The sequence below is a fragment of the Allobosea sp. Tri-44 genome (assembly GCF_004123845.1).
Taxonomy (GTDB): Bacteria; Pseudomonadota; Alphaproteobacteria; order Rhizobiales; family Beijerinckiaceae; genus Allobosea.
Genome location: NZ_NBDP01000036.1, coordinates 88,233 through 105,247, shown reverse-complemented (window position 1 = coordinate 105,247; position 17,015 = coordinate 88,233). Strand labels below are relative to the sequence as shown.

Sequence of the window (17,015 nt, the reverse complement as noted above, 5' to 3'; positions counted from 1 at the left end):
TGAGGTCGATCGGGCAAGCTTCAGCTCGCCCAGATCGCCTTGGACTTGGCGACCTGCGAGGGCCAGACGGTCACCAGCTCCTTGTTGCGCCACTGCACCATCACCGGCACGGAGAGGGTGTTGAGCCCGGTCTTGTCGAACTGGACAGCGCCGCCCGTCATGGCCTTGGTCCAACCGCCTTCGAAGCGGGTGCCGTGCAGGACCTTGCGCAGATCGTCAGGTTTGGTCGACTTCGCCTGCTCAAGCGCCTGGGCAAGCACATCCATGCAGACCGCATGCTCCAGGGCCTCGTGAACCATGAAATAGCCGTAGCGCTTGCGGAAACGTTCGGTCAGCTCCGGCGCGAGATCGTAATTGGCCGGCGAGATTGAGAGAACGCCTTCAGAGAATTCGCCGAGTCCCTTCTCGAAATCGGGGATGACGTAGCCTGCGGCGCCGCCGATCGCCGGGATTGCGATCTTCTGCTGACGCATGGCGCGAATGATCTGCAGGGAGTCGTTGAGATACGAAACCGGGAAGACGGCCTGCGCGCCTGAAGCCCTGAGCTTGTTGATCAGCGGCGTGACGTCTGTGATGCCGAGCGGATAGGCTTCGTCCATCACGATCTGCACGCCGGCCGCCTTGGCGCCGTCGCGCAGGCCCGCAGCCTGCGAGGTTCCGTAGGCGGTGTCCTCGTACATGATCGCGATCTTATCGAGCTTCTGCCCGGCTGCAGCGGCGATCGCGACCGTGCCGTCGAACTGCGCCTTACCGATCGCGGAGGCCTTGGCGACGACCTGAAAGATGTTCTCGAAGCCGCGGCCGGTGATCTGATCGGAAAAGGACATGGTCAGCAGCGGCACGCCGCGGCGCTCCGTCACTTCCGAGATCGCGATGGTGAGCGCCGAGGCGAATGCGCCAAGGATCGCGACCACGTCGTTCTGGGTTAGCAGGCGCTGCGCCACATTGGCGGCCGTGGTCGGGGTTGAGGTCGAATCGGCGACGACGAGATTGATCCGCGCTCCGCCGAGCGACTTGATACCGCCGGCGGCGTTGATCTCGTCGGCGACGAGCTCGACGCCGTTGCGCGAATTGATGCCGAACTGCGCATTCGCGCCAGATAGTGGCATGATCACGCCGACATTGATCGCCTTGCCTTGCGCCACTGCGTCGCGCAGCACGAAGGGTGAGGCAATTCCGAGCGCCGTCAGTGCCAATGCATGTCGACGGGTTGGCCCGAGCCCGTACTTCCTTTCCGTTCCCGGCATCTCTCGCTCCCGTCAATTCATTCGTCATTGGGCCGGCTCGCACCGACCGTCAGAACCTGCCTTGCGCGGGCATTGACTGTCAATAGCATTGACAGATTGTCTGATAGCTGCAAACTGATCCGAAATAACAGCCAAAGCGCATGACGCTATGGCAACAAGCGGGACTGCCGCAGTCGGGAGCACCGCTAAGGGAGGATCACTGATGAAGATTCGCGCCGCGATCCTGCGCCGCTCGCCCGTCAAAGGACCTTATGCGGAGAGCATGCCGCTCAGCATCGAGACGGTCGAACTCGATCCTCCGGGACCGGGGGAAGTCCTGGTCAAAATTTCCGCAGCGGGCCTCTGCCATTCCGACCTGTCCGTCATCAATGGCGACCGCCCGCGACCCACTCCGATGGTCCTCGGACACGAATGCTCCGGCATCGTCGAGGAGCTCGGAGCGGGCGTCAGCGATCTGAAGCGCGGGGAGCAGGTTGTGATGAGCTTCCTGCCGACCTGCGGCCATTGTGCCACCTGCGTGGATGGCCGAGCCCAACTTTGCGAACCGGGCCATGCCGCCAACGGTGCTGGGACGCTGCTGTCAGGCGCCCGTCGGTTCCATTGCGACGATGGCGCCGAGCCCTTCCATCACAGCGGCGTGTCGGCCTTCGCGGAATATGCGGTCGTGTCGCGCCGCTCGGTCGTGCGGGTCACCCAGGACATCGACCCCGTCCATGCCGCCTTATTCGGCTGCGCCGTGATGACCGGCGTGGGAACGGTAGTGAACACCTGCCGCGTGCGGCCGGGTCAGACGGTCGCGGTCGTCGGCCTTGGAGGGGTCGGCCTGTCGTCCGTCCTCGGGGCGCTGGCCAGCGGCGCCTCGCGGGTCGTCGCGATCGATCTGAGCGAGGACAAGCTGGCGCTTGCCCGCGGTCTCGGCGCCACCGACACCTTCGTGGCCTCAGATCCGGATGTCGTCGAGCAGGTTCGCGCCGAGCTGAATGGCGGCGTCGATCATGCGATCGAGATGGCCGGTTCGGTCAAGGCTTTCGAGCTGGCTTACAAGATCACGAAGCGTGGCGGGAAGACCGCTACGGCCGGCCTGGCCGCGCCGGGTTCGAGCTTCGCCATTCCCGCCGTCAATCTCGTTGGCGAAGAGCGCACGATCCACGGCAGCTACATGGGCAGCTGCGTGCCGCCGCGCGACATACCCCACTACATCTCGCTTTTTCAGCGCGGGAAGCTGCCTGTCGACAAGCTCCTGTCCAGCACCGGTCCGCTGGACGACATCAACGCCGCCTTCGACCTGCTCAACCAGGGGAAGGTCGTGCGTCACGTGATCCGGTTCTGAAGACGCCGCCGCAGCCCATCGGCGAACGCGCTCGGAATGCGGGCAGACATAAAAACCACTCAGAGGAGGAAAAAATGATCAGAAAATCTATCGGCGCCCTGTGCGCCGCGATGCTCGCTGCATCCTCGTCCCAGGCGGCCGAGAAGCCCAAGGAGCTCGTGATCGGCATCACGACCTTCCTGTCCGGCCCCGCCTCGGTGTTCGGCGTTCCCGGCAAGAACGCGGCGGACATGATGATCGCCGATCTTAACGCCAAGGGAGGCATCCTCGGCGTCCCGGTCCGCTCGATCGTGATCGACGAAGGTGCCGGCGCCAACCAGCTGATGTCGGAATACCGCCGTGTCGTTCTCAACGAGAAGGCCGAGGTCATGTTCGCCTCGGTTTCGAGCGCGAACTGCCTGGCGCTGGCTCCGGTCGCCGAGGACCTCGAGGTTCCCAACATCCTGTGGGATTGCAGCTCGCCCCGCATCTTCGAGGACAACAAGTACAAGTTCAATGTGCGCACGCAGGCGCACACGGGCGCTGAGATGCTCGCGGCAGCGCTCTACCTCGTGAAGAACAAGCCCAACTTCAAGACCGTCGCCGGCGTGAACCAGGACTATGCTGCCGGTCGCGACCAATGGGCCCTGTTCCTCACCGCGCTGAAGGCGCTCAAGCCGGACGTTCAGGTGGTTGCGGAACTGTTCCCGAAGTTCGGCGCGCCGGACTATTCGACCGAAATCTCACGCATCCAGGCACTCAAGCCGGACGTGATCGTCAATACCTCCTGGGGCGGCGACCTCGACACCTTTGTCCAGCAGGCGGCTGCCCGCGGCGCCATGACCCAAGGCACCTATGTCTTTCCGCTGGGCGAGAGTTCGCTTGAGCGCCTCGGCAATGCGCTGCCGGCCGGCGTCGTCATCGGCGCCCGCGGCGACCACTATTTCGATCATCCCAAGCACAAGAGCGACGCGGCCTTCCAGGACTTCGTGAAGCGGTATCGCGAGAAGACCGGCTCCTATCCGATCTACCCGGTGTTCCACATGTCACAGGCCATGTCGGCCATGCAGAAGGCCTATGAGAAGGCTGCTGTCGACAACAAGGTTCCGTGGCCATCGAAGGAGCAGCTGCTGGCAGCCTTCAAGAACCTCAGCTTCCACGGCCTCACCAGCGAAGTCTCGATTCGCGACGACAGCCAGGGCCTCGAGGATCAGCTCATCGGCACGACGGTCCGCAATCCCGCCTTCAATTTCGCGACGCTCGACAACATCGCGATCTATCCGGGCAAGCTGGTCACCACGCCGATCGGACAGAAGTCGGCCGAATGGCTGACCAAGATCAAGTCCGACTTGGCGAACGATCCGTCGATCGAACTTTTCTCCGCGAAGCAGTAAGCGGACAGGTCTCGTCATCATGTTCCTCCAGACAGTCCTCCTGGCCACGCTGGACGGACTTTCCTATGGCGCCCAGGTCTTCCTGGTCGCCGTGGGATTGTCTCTGATTTTCGGCGTGCTCCGCATCGTCAACGTCGCGCATGGGAGTTTCTACGCGATTGGCGCCTATGTGGCGGCGAGCTTCGGCCTGCTGCTGGCGGCTTCCGGGCTGAGCCCGTGGCTCAGTTACCCGGCCATGGCTCTCTCTGCGGTGCTGGTCGGTGTCCTGCTCGGCGGGCTGTTGGAGGTTACGCTGCTGCGTCGGATCTACGGCAAGGAGCAGGTGCTGCAGCTCCTTGTCACCTTCGCAGTCTTCATGATTTTCGAGGACCTGCAGAAGGCGATCTGGGGCGTGAGTCCCTATTTCGTGAATACTCCGCTGTCCCTGCTGGGAACGGTCAACATCCTCGGCATCAACTATTCGCTCTACCAGCTGGTCGTCGTGCCGGCGTTCGCGGTCGTCGTCCTGCTGACTTTGCGCTACGTGCTGCGGAGCACCCGCATCGGGCGGATTGTCACCGCGGTGACGGATGATCGCGAGGCCGCCGCGGCCATGGGCGTCGATGCCGCCAAGGTCTATCTGCTGACCTTCATGATCGGCGCATCGCTCGCCGCGTTCGGCGGAGCGCTCGCGTCGGGCTCGACCTCACTGGTGCCCGGCATGGGCTCCGGCATGATCATCCTGTCCTTCGCGGTCGCCGCGACAGCTGGTCTTGGACGGATCGAGGGCGCGGCGGTGGCTGCGTTGATGATCGGCCTCGGGCGCTCGATCGCCGTCTATACGGCGCCGGAATTCGATGTCCTCGTCCCCTATCTGATCATGTTCGTCGTTCTGCTGATCAAGCCCCAAGGCCTGTTCAGCGTCCCGCAGACGAGGAAAGTCTGATGCGTCCTGAAGTCATCATGGGCGCCGGCGCCGCCCTCGCACTTTGCGTCGCCACGATCATCGCTCCCTGGGCGACGGTCATGCTCACCATTGCGCTCGCGGTCGGGCTGACGGTGCTCGGCATCGTCATCCTGTTGCGGGCCGGCCAGATCTCGTTCGGGCACGGACTCTACTATGCAGCCGGCGCCTATACGGTCGCCTTTCTGGTCAATGCGCGGCTGTCTCTCGACACGCTCGTACTGATCCCGCTCGGCGGCTTCGTCGCCATGGTGATCGCGATAGCGTTCGGCTTCTTTGCCGTACGCTATCGCGACATCTTCTTCGCGATGATCAATCTGGCGATCTCGATGGTCGCCTTCTCGCTGCTGGAAAAGCTCTATCATCTGACCGGCGGCGGCGACGGCATGAACGTCGCGCGACCAACCCTCGGGGGTGTCAGGCTCGGCCGCGTCGCCTTCGAAACCTGGATGTTCTACACCACGCTCGCCGTCGCGGCGGTGTCGGCGTTCCTCGTCGCGCGCTACCTGGCTTCGCCGTTGGGCAAGGCGCTGGAGGCCATCAAGTCGAACGAGACGCGCCTGGAATATCTCGGTGTGTCCGGCAATAGCGCGCTCCATATCGCCTATGCGGTCTCGGCTGCGCTCGCTGGCATGAGCGGCGCGATCATCGCGATCGTCACAGGCCATGTCGCTCCCGAATTCGCCTATTGGGTGCGCTCGGGAGAGTTCGTCTTCATCTCGATCCTGGGCGGCTCGGGCAACGTCGTCGGCGCGTTCGCCGGTTCGATCGTCTTCGAGGTCATCCGCAACTACGCCGCCGCTTTCGCGGCCAGCTACTGGCAGACGATCCTCGGGCTCTCGCTGATCGCGATCATCATGTTCGCGCCCGATGGCCTGACCCAGCTGCGTCTGCGTCGAAAGGTGCGCCCATGACAGAGTCTCTGGTTCTGGAAGCGCGCAATCTGCGCCTGAGCTTCGGGGGCGTGAAAGCCGCCGACGATGCTTCCCTTGCCGTCAAGAAGGGCGAGAAGGTCGCGATCATCGGCCCCAACGGCGCGGGCAAGACCACCTTCGTCAATCTCTGCACCGGCTATCTCGTGCCGCAATCGGGGGCGGTCATGTTCGAAGGTCGCGACATCACTGGCGTCGCCCCGAGACGGATCGCACGCGGCGGCATCGGGCGCTCGTTCCAGCTCCCGCAATTGTTCCTCGACAACACCGTGATCGAGAACATGCTGCTCGCGCTGGCAGCGCGGGAGGGCATCTGGCAGGCGTGGACGCCGCTCGAACGCCATCCCAAGCGCGACGAGATGTTCGATCTGCTCGGCGTCATCGGTCTTGCTGAGGTCGCGCAGCGGCCGGTGCGCGAACTGCCGGAAGGCATGCGCAAGCTCATCGACATCGCCATGGCGCTCGCGCTCAAACCTCGGCTGATCTTCATGGACGAGCCGACCAGCGGCGTCTCCAGCAAGGAGAAGTTCGCCATCATGGACACATTGATCAAGGCCCTGAAGTACAACGAGACGACCGCGATCTTCGTCGAGCACGACATGGACGTGGTGTCGCGCTACGCCGACAAAGTGGCCGTCTGGTCGGGCGGTCGGATCAGCCTGGAGGGCACGCCGGAGCAGGTTCTCAACGACCCTGACGTGCGCAAGAACGTGATCGGGGTTTGACCATGCTGCGTGTCGAACAGGCTTCGGCGCAGATCGACGGCGTGACCGTCGTTCGCAGCGCTACTCTCGAAATCGCGAAGGGCGGAACGGTCGCCCTGATCGGTCGCAACGGCGCCGGCAAGACGAGCGTGCTGCGCTCGATCATGGGATTTCTCAAGCTGACCGGCGGCCGCGTAACCTTCGATGGCGGCGATCTGCGGGACGTACCGTCCCATCGCCGGCCCTTCCTCGGTATCGGCTACGCACCCGAGGATCGCCGGCTCAATGGCTCATTCACGCTGGAAGAGAACCTGCGCTTCCCGGGCGAGGTGATGCAGCTCTCCGCGGCGGAGCTGCGGCGGCGCATGGAGCTGGTCTACGGCGTCCTCCCGGAACTCCATGCGATGCGAACGCGCCCGGCCGCCGGTCTCTCGGGAGGGCAGGGCAAGATGGTGGCGCTCGGCCGCGCCCTGGTCGCCGGCTCGCGGGTGATCCTGCTCGACGAGCCGTTCCAGGGGCTGGCTCCTGTCCTGGCACAGCGCTACGGCGCGGCCTTGCGCGAACTGCGACAGGTCGACCGCGAACTCGGGTTGCTGATTACCGAATCCAATCCGAGCCTGCTGCGCTCCTTCGCCGACGAGATCTACGTGATCGAGCGCGGCGAGACGTCGAGGCAGGATGCCTTGCCCGATTCCTCGCTCGCCGATTCCGACCTGCACTAGCCCGAGCCTTACGCGAGATGGAGAGATAGTATGGATTTCGAAGGGAAGGTCGTGATCGTCACCGGGAGTGCGAGCGGGATCGGGCGCGCCACCGCTGGGCTCTTCGCTCGTCACGGGGCGAGCGTCGTCGTCGCCGACGTCGATGGCTCCGCCGCCGAGAAAGCCGCCGGGGAACTTGGCGGACGCAGCATCGGCTGCAAGGTCGACGTCAGCAAGGACTCCGAGGTCCGCACGATGGTCGAGCTTGTGGCCGACTCGTTCGGACGAATCGACGTGCTCGTCAACAATGCCGGCTTCGGCTTCCGCGGCAACGTCGTCTCGATCGCAGAGGATGATTGGGACCGACTCATGTCGGTCAACCTCAAGGGTGTTTTCCTGTGCTCGAAACACGTCATCCCGGTGATGGCGAAGCAAGGCGGCGGCGCCATCGTCAACACTGGATCTTACACCGCAGGCATCGGGATTGCGGATCGAGCCGCCTATGTCGCCTCGAAAGGTGGTGTTGTGTCGTTGACCCGGGCCATGGCGCTCGACCATGCGGCCGACGGAATCCGGGTGAACTGCGTGGCACCCGGCACGATTCACTCGCCCTATTTTGACAAAATGTTCGCGCAGGCGGCTGATCCGGCGGCGATGAAGAAGGAACTGGACGATCGCGCGCCGGTCCATCGCATGGGCCGCCCTGAAGAAATCGCGGAGGCGATCGTCTGGCTGGCTTCGGACAAGGCGAGCTTCGCCGTCGGCTCGACATTGACGGTCGATGGTGGGACCTCGATCTGGTGATCACCGGAATGCAAGGGCTGCAGGCTGGTCATCCGCCGTGCTGGAATGAGCGCCTGATCAAACTGTCGGAAATACCATGCTGCAATTGAACGATCAGACTCTCCTGAAGTCGCAGTGCCATGTCGACGGCGCCTGGATCGGCGAGGGCGTCGATGTGGTCGACAATCCGGCGACGGGAGAGGTGCTGGCCAAGGTGCCGCGCTTCGGCGCTGACGAGACCACGGCCGCCGTCGAGGCGGCGGCGCGCGCCTTAAAGCCTTGGGCGAAGAAGACCGCCAAGGAACGCTCCCTCGTCCTGCGCAAATGGTTCGACCTGATCATGGCCAACCAGGAGGACCTCGCCCAGATCATGACTGCCGAGCAGGGCAAGCCGATCACGGAAGCGCGCGGCGAGGTCGCCTACGCCGCCTCCTTCGTCGAGTTCTACGCCGAGGAAGCCAAGCGCATCTATGGCGAGACCATTCCCTCGCCCTTCCCGAATTCACGCATCATCGTCGCCAAGCAGCCGCTCGGCGTCTGCGCCGCGATCACGCCCTGGAACTTCCCGGCGGCGATGATCACCCGCAAATGCGCGCCGGGCCTGGCGGCGGGTTGCACCTTCGTGGTCAAGCCGGCGCCGGATACCCCGCTGACCGCGCTCGCGCTGGTCGAACTCGCCGAGCGTGCCGGCTTCCCCAAGGGCGTCATCAACATCGTCACCGGCGACGCCGTCGCGATCGGCGGCGTGATGACCAGCCATCCGGCGGTGCGCTTCATCGGCTTCACCGGCTCGACCCCGGTCGGCAAGCTCCTGATGCAGCAGGCGGCCACGACGGTGAAGAAGGTCGGGCTTGAGCTCGGTGGCAATGCGCCCTTCATCGTCTTCGACGATGCCGATCTCGACAAGGCGGTCGAGGGCGCGATCATCGCCAAGTTCCGCAATATGGGCCAGACCTGCGTCTGCACCAACCGGCTCTTCGTCCAAGACGGCATCCATGACGACTTCGTCGCGAAGTTCGCCGGCGAGGTCGCCAAGATGAAGGTCGGCAACGGCGTCGAGGTCGGCGTCGTGCAGGGGCCGCTGATCAACGAGCGCGCGATCGAGAAGGTCGAACGCCATGTCGCCGACGCGGTCGCAGGCGGCGCCAAGGTGATGGTCGGCGGCAAGCGCCATGCGCTCGGCCGCACCTTCTACGAGCCGACGGTGATCTCTGGCGTCACCACCAAGATGCTGGTCACCCGCGAGGAGACCTTCGGGCCGATAGCACCGGTCTATCGCTTCAATAGCGAGGACGAAGTCGTCGCGATGGCCAACGACACGCCCTTTGGCCTGGCAGCGTACTTTTACACGAAGGATCTCGGCCGCGCCTTCCGCGTCGCCGAGGAGCTCGAATACGGCATGGTCGGCGTCAACTCGGCCATTCTCGGCACCGAGGTCGCGCCCTTTGGCGGCGTCAAGGAGTCCGGCCTCGGCCGCGAGGGTTCGCTCCACGGCATCGAGGAGTTCGTCGAGATCAAGTACATGCTGATGGGTGGTCTCGGCGCGTGAAGGCCGTCGCGCTGCAGCGCCTTGCCGCAGCCGCACAGATGAGGGCCATGCCGCTCTAGGCGGAGATTTGCGATAGTGCACTGCGGCGCGCGTCACACGACGCCTTCGGTCGACGTGCCGCCCACGGGCTGTTCACCCAGCAGCCGCGGCAGGTTCATCATATCGCACAACGAAAGGCGTGCAGAACGCAGCTCTCGCACAGGCTAGCCAGAATGCTTGCTCCATCGAAGGCGCTCTTCGTCACCATGGCAAACATGCGAAGCTCGGAAAGTCGTGCGTCGATGGCCGTGCGCAATCTTGTTGGCGAGCTCCGGATCCATGTCACGCGATCCTGAGGTTGGCTTCGGCTTCGTCGATGAAGTCGAGCACGACGCGGTTGAAGGCTTCGGGCTCTTCGAGATTCACATTGTGCGAAACGCGCGGCATCACCCAGAGCCGGGCGTCTGCGATCTGCCGTTTCATGAAGAGTGCGGGCTCGATGCACGCCTCGTCATCGTCGCCTGTGATGATCAGTGCCGGCACGCAGATGCGGTCCATTCGATCGCCTAGTTCGTAGATGGTCGGCCGCCGCAACTGGCAGCCGCGTATTGTCAACGCTGAGCCAAGTGCAGAATGCTCCGCGAGCTGTCGCATGAACTGCTGGCAGGCGCGCGGATCGCGCTCGGCGAAACGCCGTCGGGCGGGAGCCGACATATAGTCGGACATGCCTTCCTCAATCCCCAGTCGGAGGAGCCGTTCCGCGAGCGCATCGCTGTCAGCGAGAAACTTCTCGCGCTTGTCGGAATCTGAGCCGTGGCCGGCGCCGCAGATCGTCAAGGAGCGAGTACGTTCGGGATGCTGAATGCCGAAATTTAGTGTGGCATAGCCGCCCATCGACAAGCCCACGACATGGGCGGTCTCGACATCGAAATGGTCCAACGTGTTCAGGATATCTTCGACCGCGAGGCTCTGGCTATATTGCGATACATCCCGGGGCACATCGGATGGCGGATAGCCGCGCGCGTTGAAGGCAATGCAGCGATAGCGGCGGGCCATAACGCGGATGGCGGGTTCCCAATTGCGCAGGTCGCCCGCGAACTCGTGAACGAAGACGATGGCGGTGCCCTTGCCGGTTTCTTCGGCATAGAGCAGGGCGCCGTTCGACTGAACATAAAGCATATATTTTCTCCCAGCCCGTCTCATAGACCTTCGGACGCGCTGCGGGCATCTTCCGCACGTGTTTCGTTCACGAGAACGAGGCAGATGAAAGAGCAGAAGCCGCTAGGCCTAGCAGGAAGCTGCCGGCGCTTTCGAGTAGAGAAGGCCGGGAAATGAACATGCGTAAAGCCTTCTTGCGCGCCGGCCAGCTCGCTGCAGTCAGAATGCCTCCTCGTAAATCCCCAACACGTCATCATAGGTCATAGCGCGGGGGTTGTTGACGAGCAGGCGCGTCTGCTTCATCGCGTCCTGAGCCATCATGGGTAGTGCTTCACGCGGAATGTGGACTGCTTGGAGCCCCTGCGGGACTTTCAGTTCCCGATTGAGCTCGACCAGCTTGTCCACGAAGGCCTCGCCGCGGAGGTCAAAGGCTACAGTGGCGAGTTCCGGAAACGCGTCGACCGCGATTTGCGCATAGATGTGCCGGGCCTTCGGAAGGTTGAACCGAATTACCGGGGCCAACACGAGGGCGTTCGACAATCCGTGCGGCACGTGGAAATGCCCTCCGATCGGGTAGGCCAGCGCATGAACCGCAGCCACGGGCGAGTTGCCGAAGGCCTGCCCGGCGAAGAGTGAGCCGAGCAACATGGCGGCGCGCGCCTCGCGATTGGTGCCATTGAATGTCGCCTCGCGAATGTTGGCGCCGAGCAATCGCAGGGCCTGGCGGGCAAGGCCTTGGGAAATCGGGTTGTTGTTTGCGGAGGTAGAGGCATAGGACTCAATGGCATGAACCATGGCATCGATGCCGGTCGCCGCGGTCACGGCGGGCGGCAGGCCGATGGTGAGCTCGGCGTCCAGGATGGCGATATCGGGCAGCAGCAGCGGCGAGACCACGCCGGCCTTCATCGCTTCGCCAGTGGTGATGATCGCGACCGGCGTCACCTCTGAACCGGTCCCGGCGGTCGTAGGCACTAGGGCCAGTGGCAAGCGTGGGCCTCGAGCTTTATCGACGCCATAGACCTCGGAAAGCTGCTCGCCGCCACCCGCAATCAACGCAGCAACTTTCGCAACGTCCATCGGGGATCCTCCACCGATGGCGAGCACACCTGTAGCTCCGTGCTCGCGGATTACGCCGACCAGCGAGAGCACGTTGGCTTCGGGCGGATCAGCCACGACCTCGTCGAAGATCTCGACTGAGGCGCCAGCATTTCGTAGCGACGCGAGCGCCGGTTCGAGCAGGCCAGCACGCCGAAGGCCGGCGTCTGTAACGAAAACGATGCGCGAGCCGAGAACCGGGGTCACGATCTCTGCGATCCGGGTCGCAGCCCCCAGCTGCGAGACGATGGTCTTCGTCGTATTGAAGATGAAGTCGTTCATATCGATTTCCGCTGCCGTCAGGGTGTGTGCCTTGACGCCGTCTCGGTCGCCAACCCGCGTTTGCCCAGGAGTGCAATGAGTTCACCGACGAGGCCCCGTCGGAAGAGCAATACGCACAGCATGAAGACGATGCCGATCACGATCGGAGCCTTCGTCGAGAAGTCGATGCTGAAGAAGCCGAGGTGGATCACGCCCAGGCTGGCGAGTTGGTTCTCCAGCAGTACAACGACGATCGCGCCGATGATCGGACCAAGGGCAGTTCCCATGCCGCCGAGCAAGCACATCAGGATCACGTTTCCAGACTGCGTCCAGTGGACATCGGGAAGCGTCGCTACGCCGAGCGCGAAGGCCTTGAGGCCCCCCGCCAGTCCGGCGATTGCCGCGGAGATCGTGAAGGCGACGAGCTTGTAGGAGCGCACGTCGTAGCCGAGTGATATGGCGCGCGGCTCGTTGTCGCGGATGGCTTGAAGCGTCTCGCCAAACGGCTTGGCGATGACGGCTTGAATGAAGAGATAAGCCAGTACGGTCAAAGCCAAGACGAAGTAGTAGAAAACGAGGTCGTTTCCGAGCGGCAGGCCGAAAGCCGTGCCACGTGGAATGTTCTGGAGCCCGTCCTCGGCTCCCGTGAACGGCGCCTGACTGCAGAAGAAGTACACCATCTGCGCGAGGGCCAGTGTGATCATCGCGAAATAAATGCCGCGGCGGCGGATCGCGATCGCGCCGAAAGCTGCTCCAAGCGCGATCGCGACAGCGATGCCTGCTAGGAGGGCAAAGGGAGTGGGCACACCCCAAGCCTTCGCCGCGTAGCCGGCGATGTAGGCCCCCATCCCGAAGAAGGAAGCGTGACCAATCGAGAGCAGGCCGACATAGCCCGTGAACAGATTGAAGGCCATGGCGAAGAGCGCAAAGGTCAGGCACTTCGTCAGGAACAGCGGGTAGACGCCGGCCACGGGAAGGAAGCCGGCGAGCGCCAGCAGCGCGAGCGGAGCGAGACGGTTCATCATCAGGCTTCCTTCCCAAAGAGGCCGGCGGGGCGCAGCAGCAGGACGATGACCATGATCATGAAGACGACCGTCGAGGACGCCTGCGGATAGAACACCTTCGCCAGCCCCTCGATCACCCCCAGCGCGAGGCCCGTCAGGATGGTGCCCATGGTCGAACCCAAACCGCCGATGACGACGACGGCGAAGATGATGATCAACATGCTGGAGCCCATCTGCGGCTGGACCTGATAGATCGGGGCGGCCAGCACGCCAGCGAGACCCGCCAACGCCACGCCGAAGCCGTAGGTCAGCGTGACGAGCAGCGGCACGTTAATGCCGAGCGCCTGCACCAGCCGCGCATTCTCGGTCCCAGCGCGCAGGTAGGAACCGATCCGCGTCTTCTCGATTAGTGCCCAGGTGCCGAAGCAAACCACGAGCGCCACGACGACGACCCAGATGCGGTAGGCCGGCAGCCGCATGAAACCGAGATCGACAGGTCCTCGCAGTGCCGCCGGAACTGGGTAGGCAAGGCCCGACGTCCCGTAGATGTCGCGCACCGTGCCCTCGATCGCGAGCGCGAGCCCGAACGTGAAAAGCAGGCTGTAGAGGTGATCCAACCCCTGCAAGCGGCGCAGAAGCAGGCGCTCGACGACGATTCCGAAGAGCCCTGTGACAAGCGGAGCGAGGACGAGCGCCCACCAGTAGTTCACACCCCCGACGGTCAGGGCGAGCCACGCTGCCAGGGCGCCAAGCATGAAGAAGGCGCCATGCGCGAAGTTGATGACATTGAGCAGCCCGAAGATGATTGCCAGGCCGAGGCTGAGCAGCGCGTAGAAGCTACCGTTGATGAGCCCGATGGTGAGCTGGCCGAACAGGACTTGGATCGGCAGGCCGAGAATGGTCATGTCGTTCTCCCTCAGACGCCGAGCAAGCGCTCGATGGCTGCCGTGCTGGCCTCGAGATCCCTCGCCTCGACTTCAAGCGCGACCTTGCCGCGCTCGATGACGATGAAGCGGTCGGCCAGCGGTGCGGTGAAGTGGAGGTTCTGCTCGACGAGCAGGATGGTGAATCCCAGTTCGCGCAGCTTCAGGATCAGGTCGAAGAGCGCGTCGACGATGACCGGCGCGAGGCCCTCGGATATCTCGTCCAGCAGGAGGGTGCGAGCGCCAGTCCGAAGGATGCGGGCGATGGCGAGCATTTGCTGTTCGCCGCCTGAGAGTTTCGTCCCGGGCGCGTCGCGCCGACGGAGAAGATTGGGAAACAACGCATAGATCTCGTCGTCCCGCATCGCCTCGTCGCGGATCCGCGGCGGCAGCAGCAGGTTCTCCTCGCAGCTCAGGCTCGCGAAAATGCCGCGCTCCTCCGGGCAATAGCCGATGCCAAGACGCGAGATGTGATGGGGCTGCAGCCTTGCTGTCTCCCGGCCGGCGACCAGGATCGAGCCCTCTCGCCGTCCGACCAGGTTCATGATCGCGCGCAGGGTTGTCGAGCGGCCGCTGCCGTTGCGGCCGAGCAACGCTACGACTTCTCCCGCCGCGACGTCGAAGGAAATGCCGTGCAGGATGTGGGAATGCCCGTACCAGGCATGAAGATCACGCACGCGGAGGGCCGGCGTTGCAGCAGCTTCCTGCGACATTGTCTGAGCGATCATATCAATGCCTCGCCCTGCGGCGTCCGGAGCCGAGATAAGCCTCGACAACCTGGGGATCGCGCGAGACGGTGGCGTAGTCGCCATCGGCAATGATCGCGCCTGACCGCAGAACGGTGATGCGGCCGGCGATGCGGGAAACGAGGCTCATGTTGTGTTCCACCATCAACACGGTCCGGGTCGCTCCTATGGCTTTGATCAGATCGGCGACGCGTTCGACATCCTCGAATCCGAGACCCTGCGTCGGCTCATCGAGCAGCATGACTTGCGGGTCGGTCGCCATAGTTGCCGCCAGTTCGAGCGCGCGTTTGCGTCCGTAAGGCAAGTCGCCGGCGCGCCAGTTCGCATAGGCCGTCAGGTCGAAGCTCGTCAGCAGTTCCGCGATCCGGGCCTCGGTCTTGCCGCGATCGGCGCCGGTCCCGAGAAAACGCCAGGCATCGACATGTGGGCGCTGCAGTGCGATCCGGATGTTCTGCGAGACCGTTAGCTTTTCGAAGGTCGCCGAGATCTGGAAGGAGCGAACCAACCCGCGACGCGCCACAAATTCCGGCGCAAGGGTGGTGATGTCCTCGCCCATCAAGATGATCTGGCCAGCTGTCGGCTGAATGAAGCGCGTCAAAAGGTTGAAGACTGTCGTCTTGCCCGCGCCGTTCGGGCCGATCAAAGCGTGCACGCCACCGCGGTTGACTTCCAAATTGAGATTCTGAACCGCAACGAAGCCGCCAAACGACTTGGTGACGCCGCGCGCCTCGAGGACCGGCACATTCTCGCTCATAGTGCGAGTATGGCGCTTGTCCTGAGCAGCAATCGCAGGTGTTGCTCCGCCATTTTCCGCACGCGTCATCAAGCTCGCGACAGCAGGCATTAGTTCCTCTCCCAAATCGGCGGGCGTTGTCTCGCTCGCATCTCCGACGGCGTTTTCGATCCGTCTTGACTGATCCCGGAATAGTTAGTCTAGTTATGAAAGTCAATCGGGATCACGGAACCCCGGAAGGCTGAAATGGCCCGAATGGGCGCTGCCGGACGCGACAAGGCGTTGCCGGCGAGGAACTTCGAGGGAGGGCAGGAACATGATGAAAAAGCATCTGGCCGCGCTGGCGCTGACCGCTGCGGTGTCTGGTTTCGCGGTATCGGCAGCGCGATCTCAGTCGTCGGGGATTTCCGATGACGTCGTCCGCATCGGCGTTCTGACGGACATGTCCGGCCAGTTTTCTGATCAGGCCGGCCCCGGCTCCGTGGCCGCCGTCCGCATGGCGGTCGATGATTTCGGCGGCAAGGTCCTCGGCAAGCCCGTCGAGGTGGTTGTGGCCGACCACCAGAACCGCAACGAGGTCGCGGTCGCCAAGGCCCGCGAATGGTTCGACGTTCAGAAAGTCGACATGATCGCGAACCTGATCAACTCGTCGATCGCCCTGTCGGTCGTGTCCATCGCCAAGGAAAAGGACAAGATTGCGATCGTGAACGGCTCGGGCACGTCGCGGCTGACGATGGACGCCTGCACGCCCAACAGCATCCACTATGCCTATGACACCTACGCGCTCGCCAAGGGCACGGGCCAGACATTGATCGAAAAGGGTGGCACGAGCTGGTTCTTCCTGACCGCCGACTATGCTTTTGGCCACGCTCTGGAGGCCGACACTTCGGCGGCGGTGAAGGCCGCTAAGGGCGCCATCGCGGGCTCGGTGCGCTATCCGATCGACACGATGGATCACTCCTCTTTCCTGCTGCAGGCCCAGGCGTCTAAGGCAAAGGTCGTGGCCATTGCCGGATCCGGAACCGTCTTCGTGAACGCGGTGAAATCGGCCAAGGATTACGGCATCTCGGACGGGGGCCAGACCATCGCCGGCTTACTCGTCTGGCTGCCTGATACCCACGCCCTGGGGCTGGAAACCGCTCAGGGAATGATCCTCACCGACGCCTTCTACTGGGATCGCGACGAGGCCACGCGGGCCTGGTCGAAGCGCTTCTCCGAGAAAATGGGACGCATGCCGCACATGGGCGATGCAGGCGACTACTCCTCGACCATGCACTATCTGAAGGCGATTGAAGCCGCTGGCACAGACAATGCGAAGGCCGTCATGACCAAAATGAAATCGACGCCCGTCAACGACTTCTTCGCCAAGGACGGCATCATCCGGGAGGATGGTCGTTTCATCCACGACATGTACGTCTACCAGGTGAAGACGCCCAAGGAGTCGAAGGCGCCCTGGGACTACTACAAGCTGGTCAAGACCATCCCTCGGGACGAGGCATTCAGGCCGCTTTCTGAGAGCACTTGCCCACTCGTCAAGAAGTGACCAGATGTCCG

General features: G+C 63.4%; 16 protein-coding genes. 9 read left to right on the top strand and 7 right to left on the bottom strand.

What is annotated here, in order from left to right; genetic code table 11:
- Positions 1-20: 20 nt before the first annotated feature.
- Entirely contained in the window at positions 21-1,247 is a 1,227-nt protein-coding gene (locus tag B6S44_RS21840) for an ABC transporter substrate-binding protein (RefSeq protein WP_129158995.1), read from the bottom strand.
- Between the two features lie 202 nt (positions 1,248-1,449).
- On the opposite strand from B6S44_RS21840, the gene B6S44_RS21835 reads away from it, so the two are divergent.
- The 8 genes from B6S44_RS21835 to B6S44_RS21800 all read left to right on the top strand — a co-directional run bounded on the left by B6S44_RS21835 (position 1,450) and on the right by B6S44_RS21800 (position 9,562).
- On the top strand, positions 1,450-2,577 hold the full coding sequence (locus B6S44_RS21835; protein WP_129158994.1) for a zinc-dependent alcohol dehydrogenase family protein: 1,128 nt from the start codon (positions 1,450-1,452) through the stop codon (positions 2,575-2,577).
- A gap of 74 nt (positions 2,578-2,651) precedes the next feature.
- Positions 2,652-3,950: an ABC transporter substrate-binding protein gene (locus B6S44_RS21830; RefSeq protein WP_129158993.1), complete on the top strand. Its 1,299-nt coding sequence runs from the start codon at positions 2,652-2,654 to the stop codon at positions 3,948-3,950.
- 19 nt (positions 3,951-3,969) lie between these two features.
- Positions 3,970-4,875 carry a branched-chain amino acid ABC transporter permease gene (locus tag B6S44_RS21825; protein ID WP_129158992.1) on the top strand — a complete coding sequence of 302 codons (906 nt, stop codon included), beginning with the start codon at positions 3,970-3,972 and terminating at the stop codon, positions 4,873-4,875.
- Entirely contained in the window at positions 4,875-5,807 is a 933-nt protein-coding gene (locus tag B6S44_RS21820) for a branched-chain amino acid ABC transporter permease (protein ID WP_129158991.1), read from the top strand. Before B6S44_RS21825 ends, B6S44_RS21820 begins: the two co-directional genes overlap by 1 nt.
- Entirely contained in the window at positions 5,804-6,550 is a 747-nt protein-coding gene (locus B6S44_RS21815) for an ABC transporter ATP-binding protein (RefSeq protein WP_129158990.1), read from the top strand. Before B6S44_RS21820 ends, B6S44_RS21815 begins: the two co-directional genes overlap by 4 nt.
- 2 nt (positions 6,551-6,552) lie before the next feature.
- Positions 6,553-7,251: an ABC transporter ATP-binding protein gene (locus B6S44_RS21810; RefSeq protein ID WP_129158989.1), complete on the top strand. Its 699-nt coding sequence runs from the start codon at positions 6,553-6,555 to the stop codon at positions 7,249-7,251.
- 30 nt (positions 7,252-7,281) lie between these two features.
- Positions 7,282-8,034 carry an SDR family oxidoreductase gene (locus B6S44_RS21805; protein WP_129158988.1) on the top strand — a complete coding sequence of 251 codons (753 nt, stop codon included), beginning with the start codon at positions 7,282-7,284 and terminating at the stop codon, positions 8,032-8,034.
- 76 nt (positions 8,035-8,110) lie between these two features.
- Positions 8,111-9,562, top strand: a complete 1,452-nt coding sequence (locus B6S44_RS21800) for an NAD-dependent succinate-semialdehyde dehydrogenase (RefSeq protein ID WP_129158987.1) — start codon at positions 8,111-8,113, stop codon at positions 9,560-9,562.
- A 321-nt stretch (positions 9,563-9,883) separates the two neighbouring features.
- Here B6S44_RS21800 and B6S44_RS21795 read toward each other — a convergent pair whose 3' ends face one another.
- The 6 genes from B6S44_RS21795 to B6S44_RS21770 all read right to left on the bottom strand — a co-directional run bounded on the left by B6S44_RS21795 (position 9,884) and on the right by B6S44_RS21770 (position 15,482).
- Positions 9,884-10,720, bottom strand: a complete 837-nt coding sequence (locus B6S44_RS21795) for an alpha/beta fold hydrolase (protein ID WP_129158986.1) — start codon at positions 10,718-10,720, stop codon at positions 9,884-9,886.
- Between the two features lie 198 nt (positions 10,721-10,918).
- A complete protein-coding gene (locus tag B6S44_RS21790) occupies positions 10,919-12,076 on the bottom strand; it encodes an iron-containing alcohol dehydrogenase (RefSeq protein WP_129158985.1) in 1,158 nt (385 codons plus the stop codon).
- Positions 12,077-12,093: 17 nt separating this feature from the next.
- Complete coding sequence (locus B6S44_RS21785; protein ID WP_129158984.1) at positions 12,094-13,080, bottom strand: branched-chain amino acid ABC transporter permease; 987 nt, start codon at positions 13,078-13,080, stop codon at positions 12,094-12,096.
- Positions 13,080-13,964 (bottom strand): branched-chain amino acid ABC transporter permease, encoded by an 885-nt coding sequence (locus tag B6S44_RS21780; RefSeq protein ID WP_129158983.1) that lies wholly within the window; start codon positions 13,962-13,964, stop codon positions 13,080-13,082. Before B6S44_RS21780 ends, B6S44_RS21785 begins: the two co-directional genes overlap by 1 nt.
- 11 nt (positions 13,965-13,975) lie before the next feature.
- Positions 13,976-14,710 (bottom strand): ABC transporter ATP-binding protein, encoded by a 735-nt coding sequence (locus tag B6S44_RS21775; RefSeq protein WP_129158982.1) that lies wholly within the window; start codon positions 14,708-14,710, stop codon positions 13,976-13,978.
- Position 14,711: 1 nt separating this feature from the next.
- Positions 14,712-15,482, bottom strand: a complete 771-nt coding sequence (locus B6S44_RS21770) for an ABC transporter ATP-binding protein (protein ID WP_129158981.1) — start codon at positions 15,480-15,482, stop codon at positions 14,712-14,714.
- Between the two features lie 298 nt (positions 15,483-15,780).
- Between B6S44_RS21770 and B6S44_RS21765 the strand changes: the two genes are divergently transcribed.
- Complete coding sequence (locus B6S44_RS21765; protein ID WP_129159097.1) at positions 15,781-17,004, top strand: ABC transporter substrate-binding protein; 1,224 nt, start codon at positions 15,781-15,783, stop codon at positions 17,002-17,004.
- Positions 17,005-17,015 lie beyond the last annotated feature (11 nt).

Excerpts from the sequence above, each read along its gene's own strand:
- B6S44_RS21840 (WP_129158995.1), bottom strand. The coding sequence starts at position 1,247 with ATGCCGGGAACGGAAAGGAAGTACGGGCTCGGGCCAACCCGTCGACAT.
- B6S44_RS21835 (WP_129158994.1), top strand. The coding sequence starts at position 1,450 with ATGAAGATTCGCGCCGCGATCCTGCGCCGCTCGCCCGTCAAAGGACCT.
- B6S44_RS21830 (WP_129158993.1), top strand. The coding sequence starts at position 2,652 with ATGATCAGAAAATCTATCGGCGCCCTGTGCGCCGCGATGCTCGCTGCA.
- B6S44_RS21825 (WP_129158992.1), top strand. The coding sequence starts at position 3,970 with ATGTTCCTCCAGACAGTCCTCCTGGCCACGCTGGACGGACTTTCCTAT.
- B6S44_RS21820 (WP_129158991.1), top strand. The coding sequence starts at position 4,875 with ATGCGTCCTGAAGTCATCATGGGCGCCGGCGCCGCCCTCGCACTTTGC.
- B6S44_RS21815 (WP_129158990.1), top strand. The coding sequence starts at position 5,804 with ATGACAGAGTCTCTGGTTCTGGAAGCGCGCAATCTGCGCCTGAGCTTC.
- B6S44_RS21810 (WP_129158989.1), top strand. The coding sequence starts at position 6,553 with ATGCTGCGTGTCGAACAGGCTTCGGCGCAGATCGACGGCGTGACCGTC.
- B6S44_RS21805 (WP_129158988.1), top strand. The coding sequence starts at position 7,282 with ATGGATTTCGAAGGGAAGGTCGTGATCGTCACCGGGAGTGCGAGCGGG.
- B6S44_RS21800 (WP_129158987.1), top strand. The coding sequence starts at position 8,111 with ATGCTGCAATTGAACGATCAGACTCTCCTGAAGTCGCAGTGCCATGTC.
- B6S44_RS21795 (WP_129158986.1), bottom strand. The coding sequence starts at position 10,720 with ATGCTTTATGTTCAGTCGAACGGCGCCCTGCTCTATGCCGAAGAAACC.
- B6S44_RS21790 (WP_129158985.1), bottom strand. The coding sequence starts at position 12,076 with ATGAACGACTTCATCTTCAATACGACGAAGACCATCGTCTCGCAGCTG.
- B6S44_RS21785 (WP_129158984.1), bottom strand. The coding sequence starts at position 13,080 with ATGATGAACCGTCTCGCTCCGCTCGCGCTGCTGGCGCTCGCCGGCTTC.
- B6S44_RS21780 (WP_129158983.1), bottom strand. The coding sequence starts at position 13,964 with ATGACCATTCTCGGCCTGCCGATCCAAGTCCTGTTCGGCCAGCTCACC.
- B6S44_RS21775 (WP_129158982.1), bottom strand. The coding sequence starts at position 14,710 with ATGATCGCTCAGACAATGTCGCAGGAAGCTGCTGCAACGCCGGCCCTC.
- B6S44_RS21770 (WP_129158981.1), bottom strand. The coding sequence starts at position 15,482 with ATGAGCGAGAATGTGCCGGTCCTCGAGGCGCGCGGCGTCACCAAGTCG.
- B6S44_RS21765 (WP_129159097.1), top strand. The coding sequence starts at position 15,781 with ATGAAAAAGCATCTGGCCGCGCTGGCGCTGACCGCTGCGGTGTCTGGT.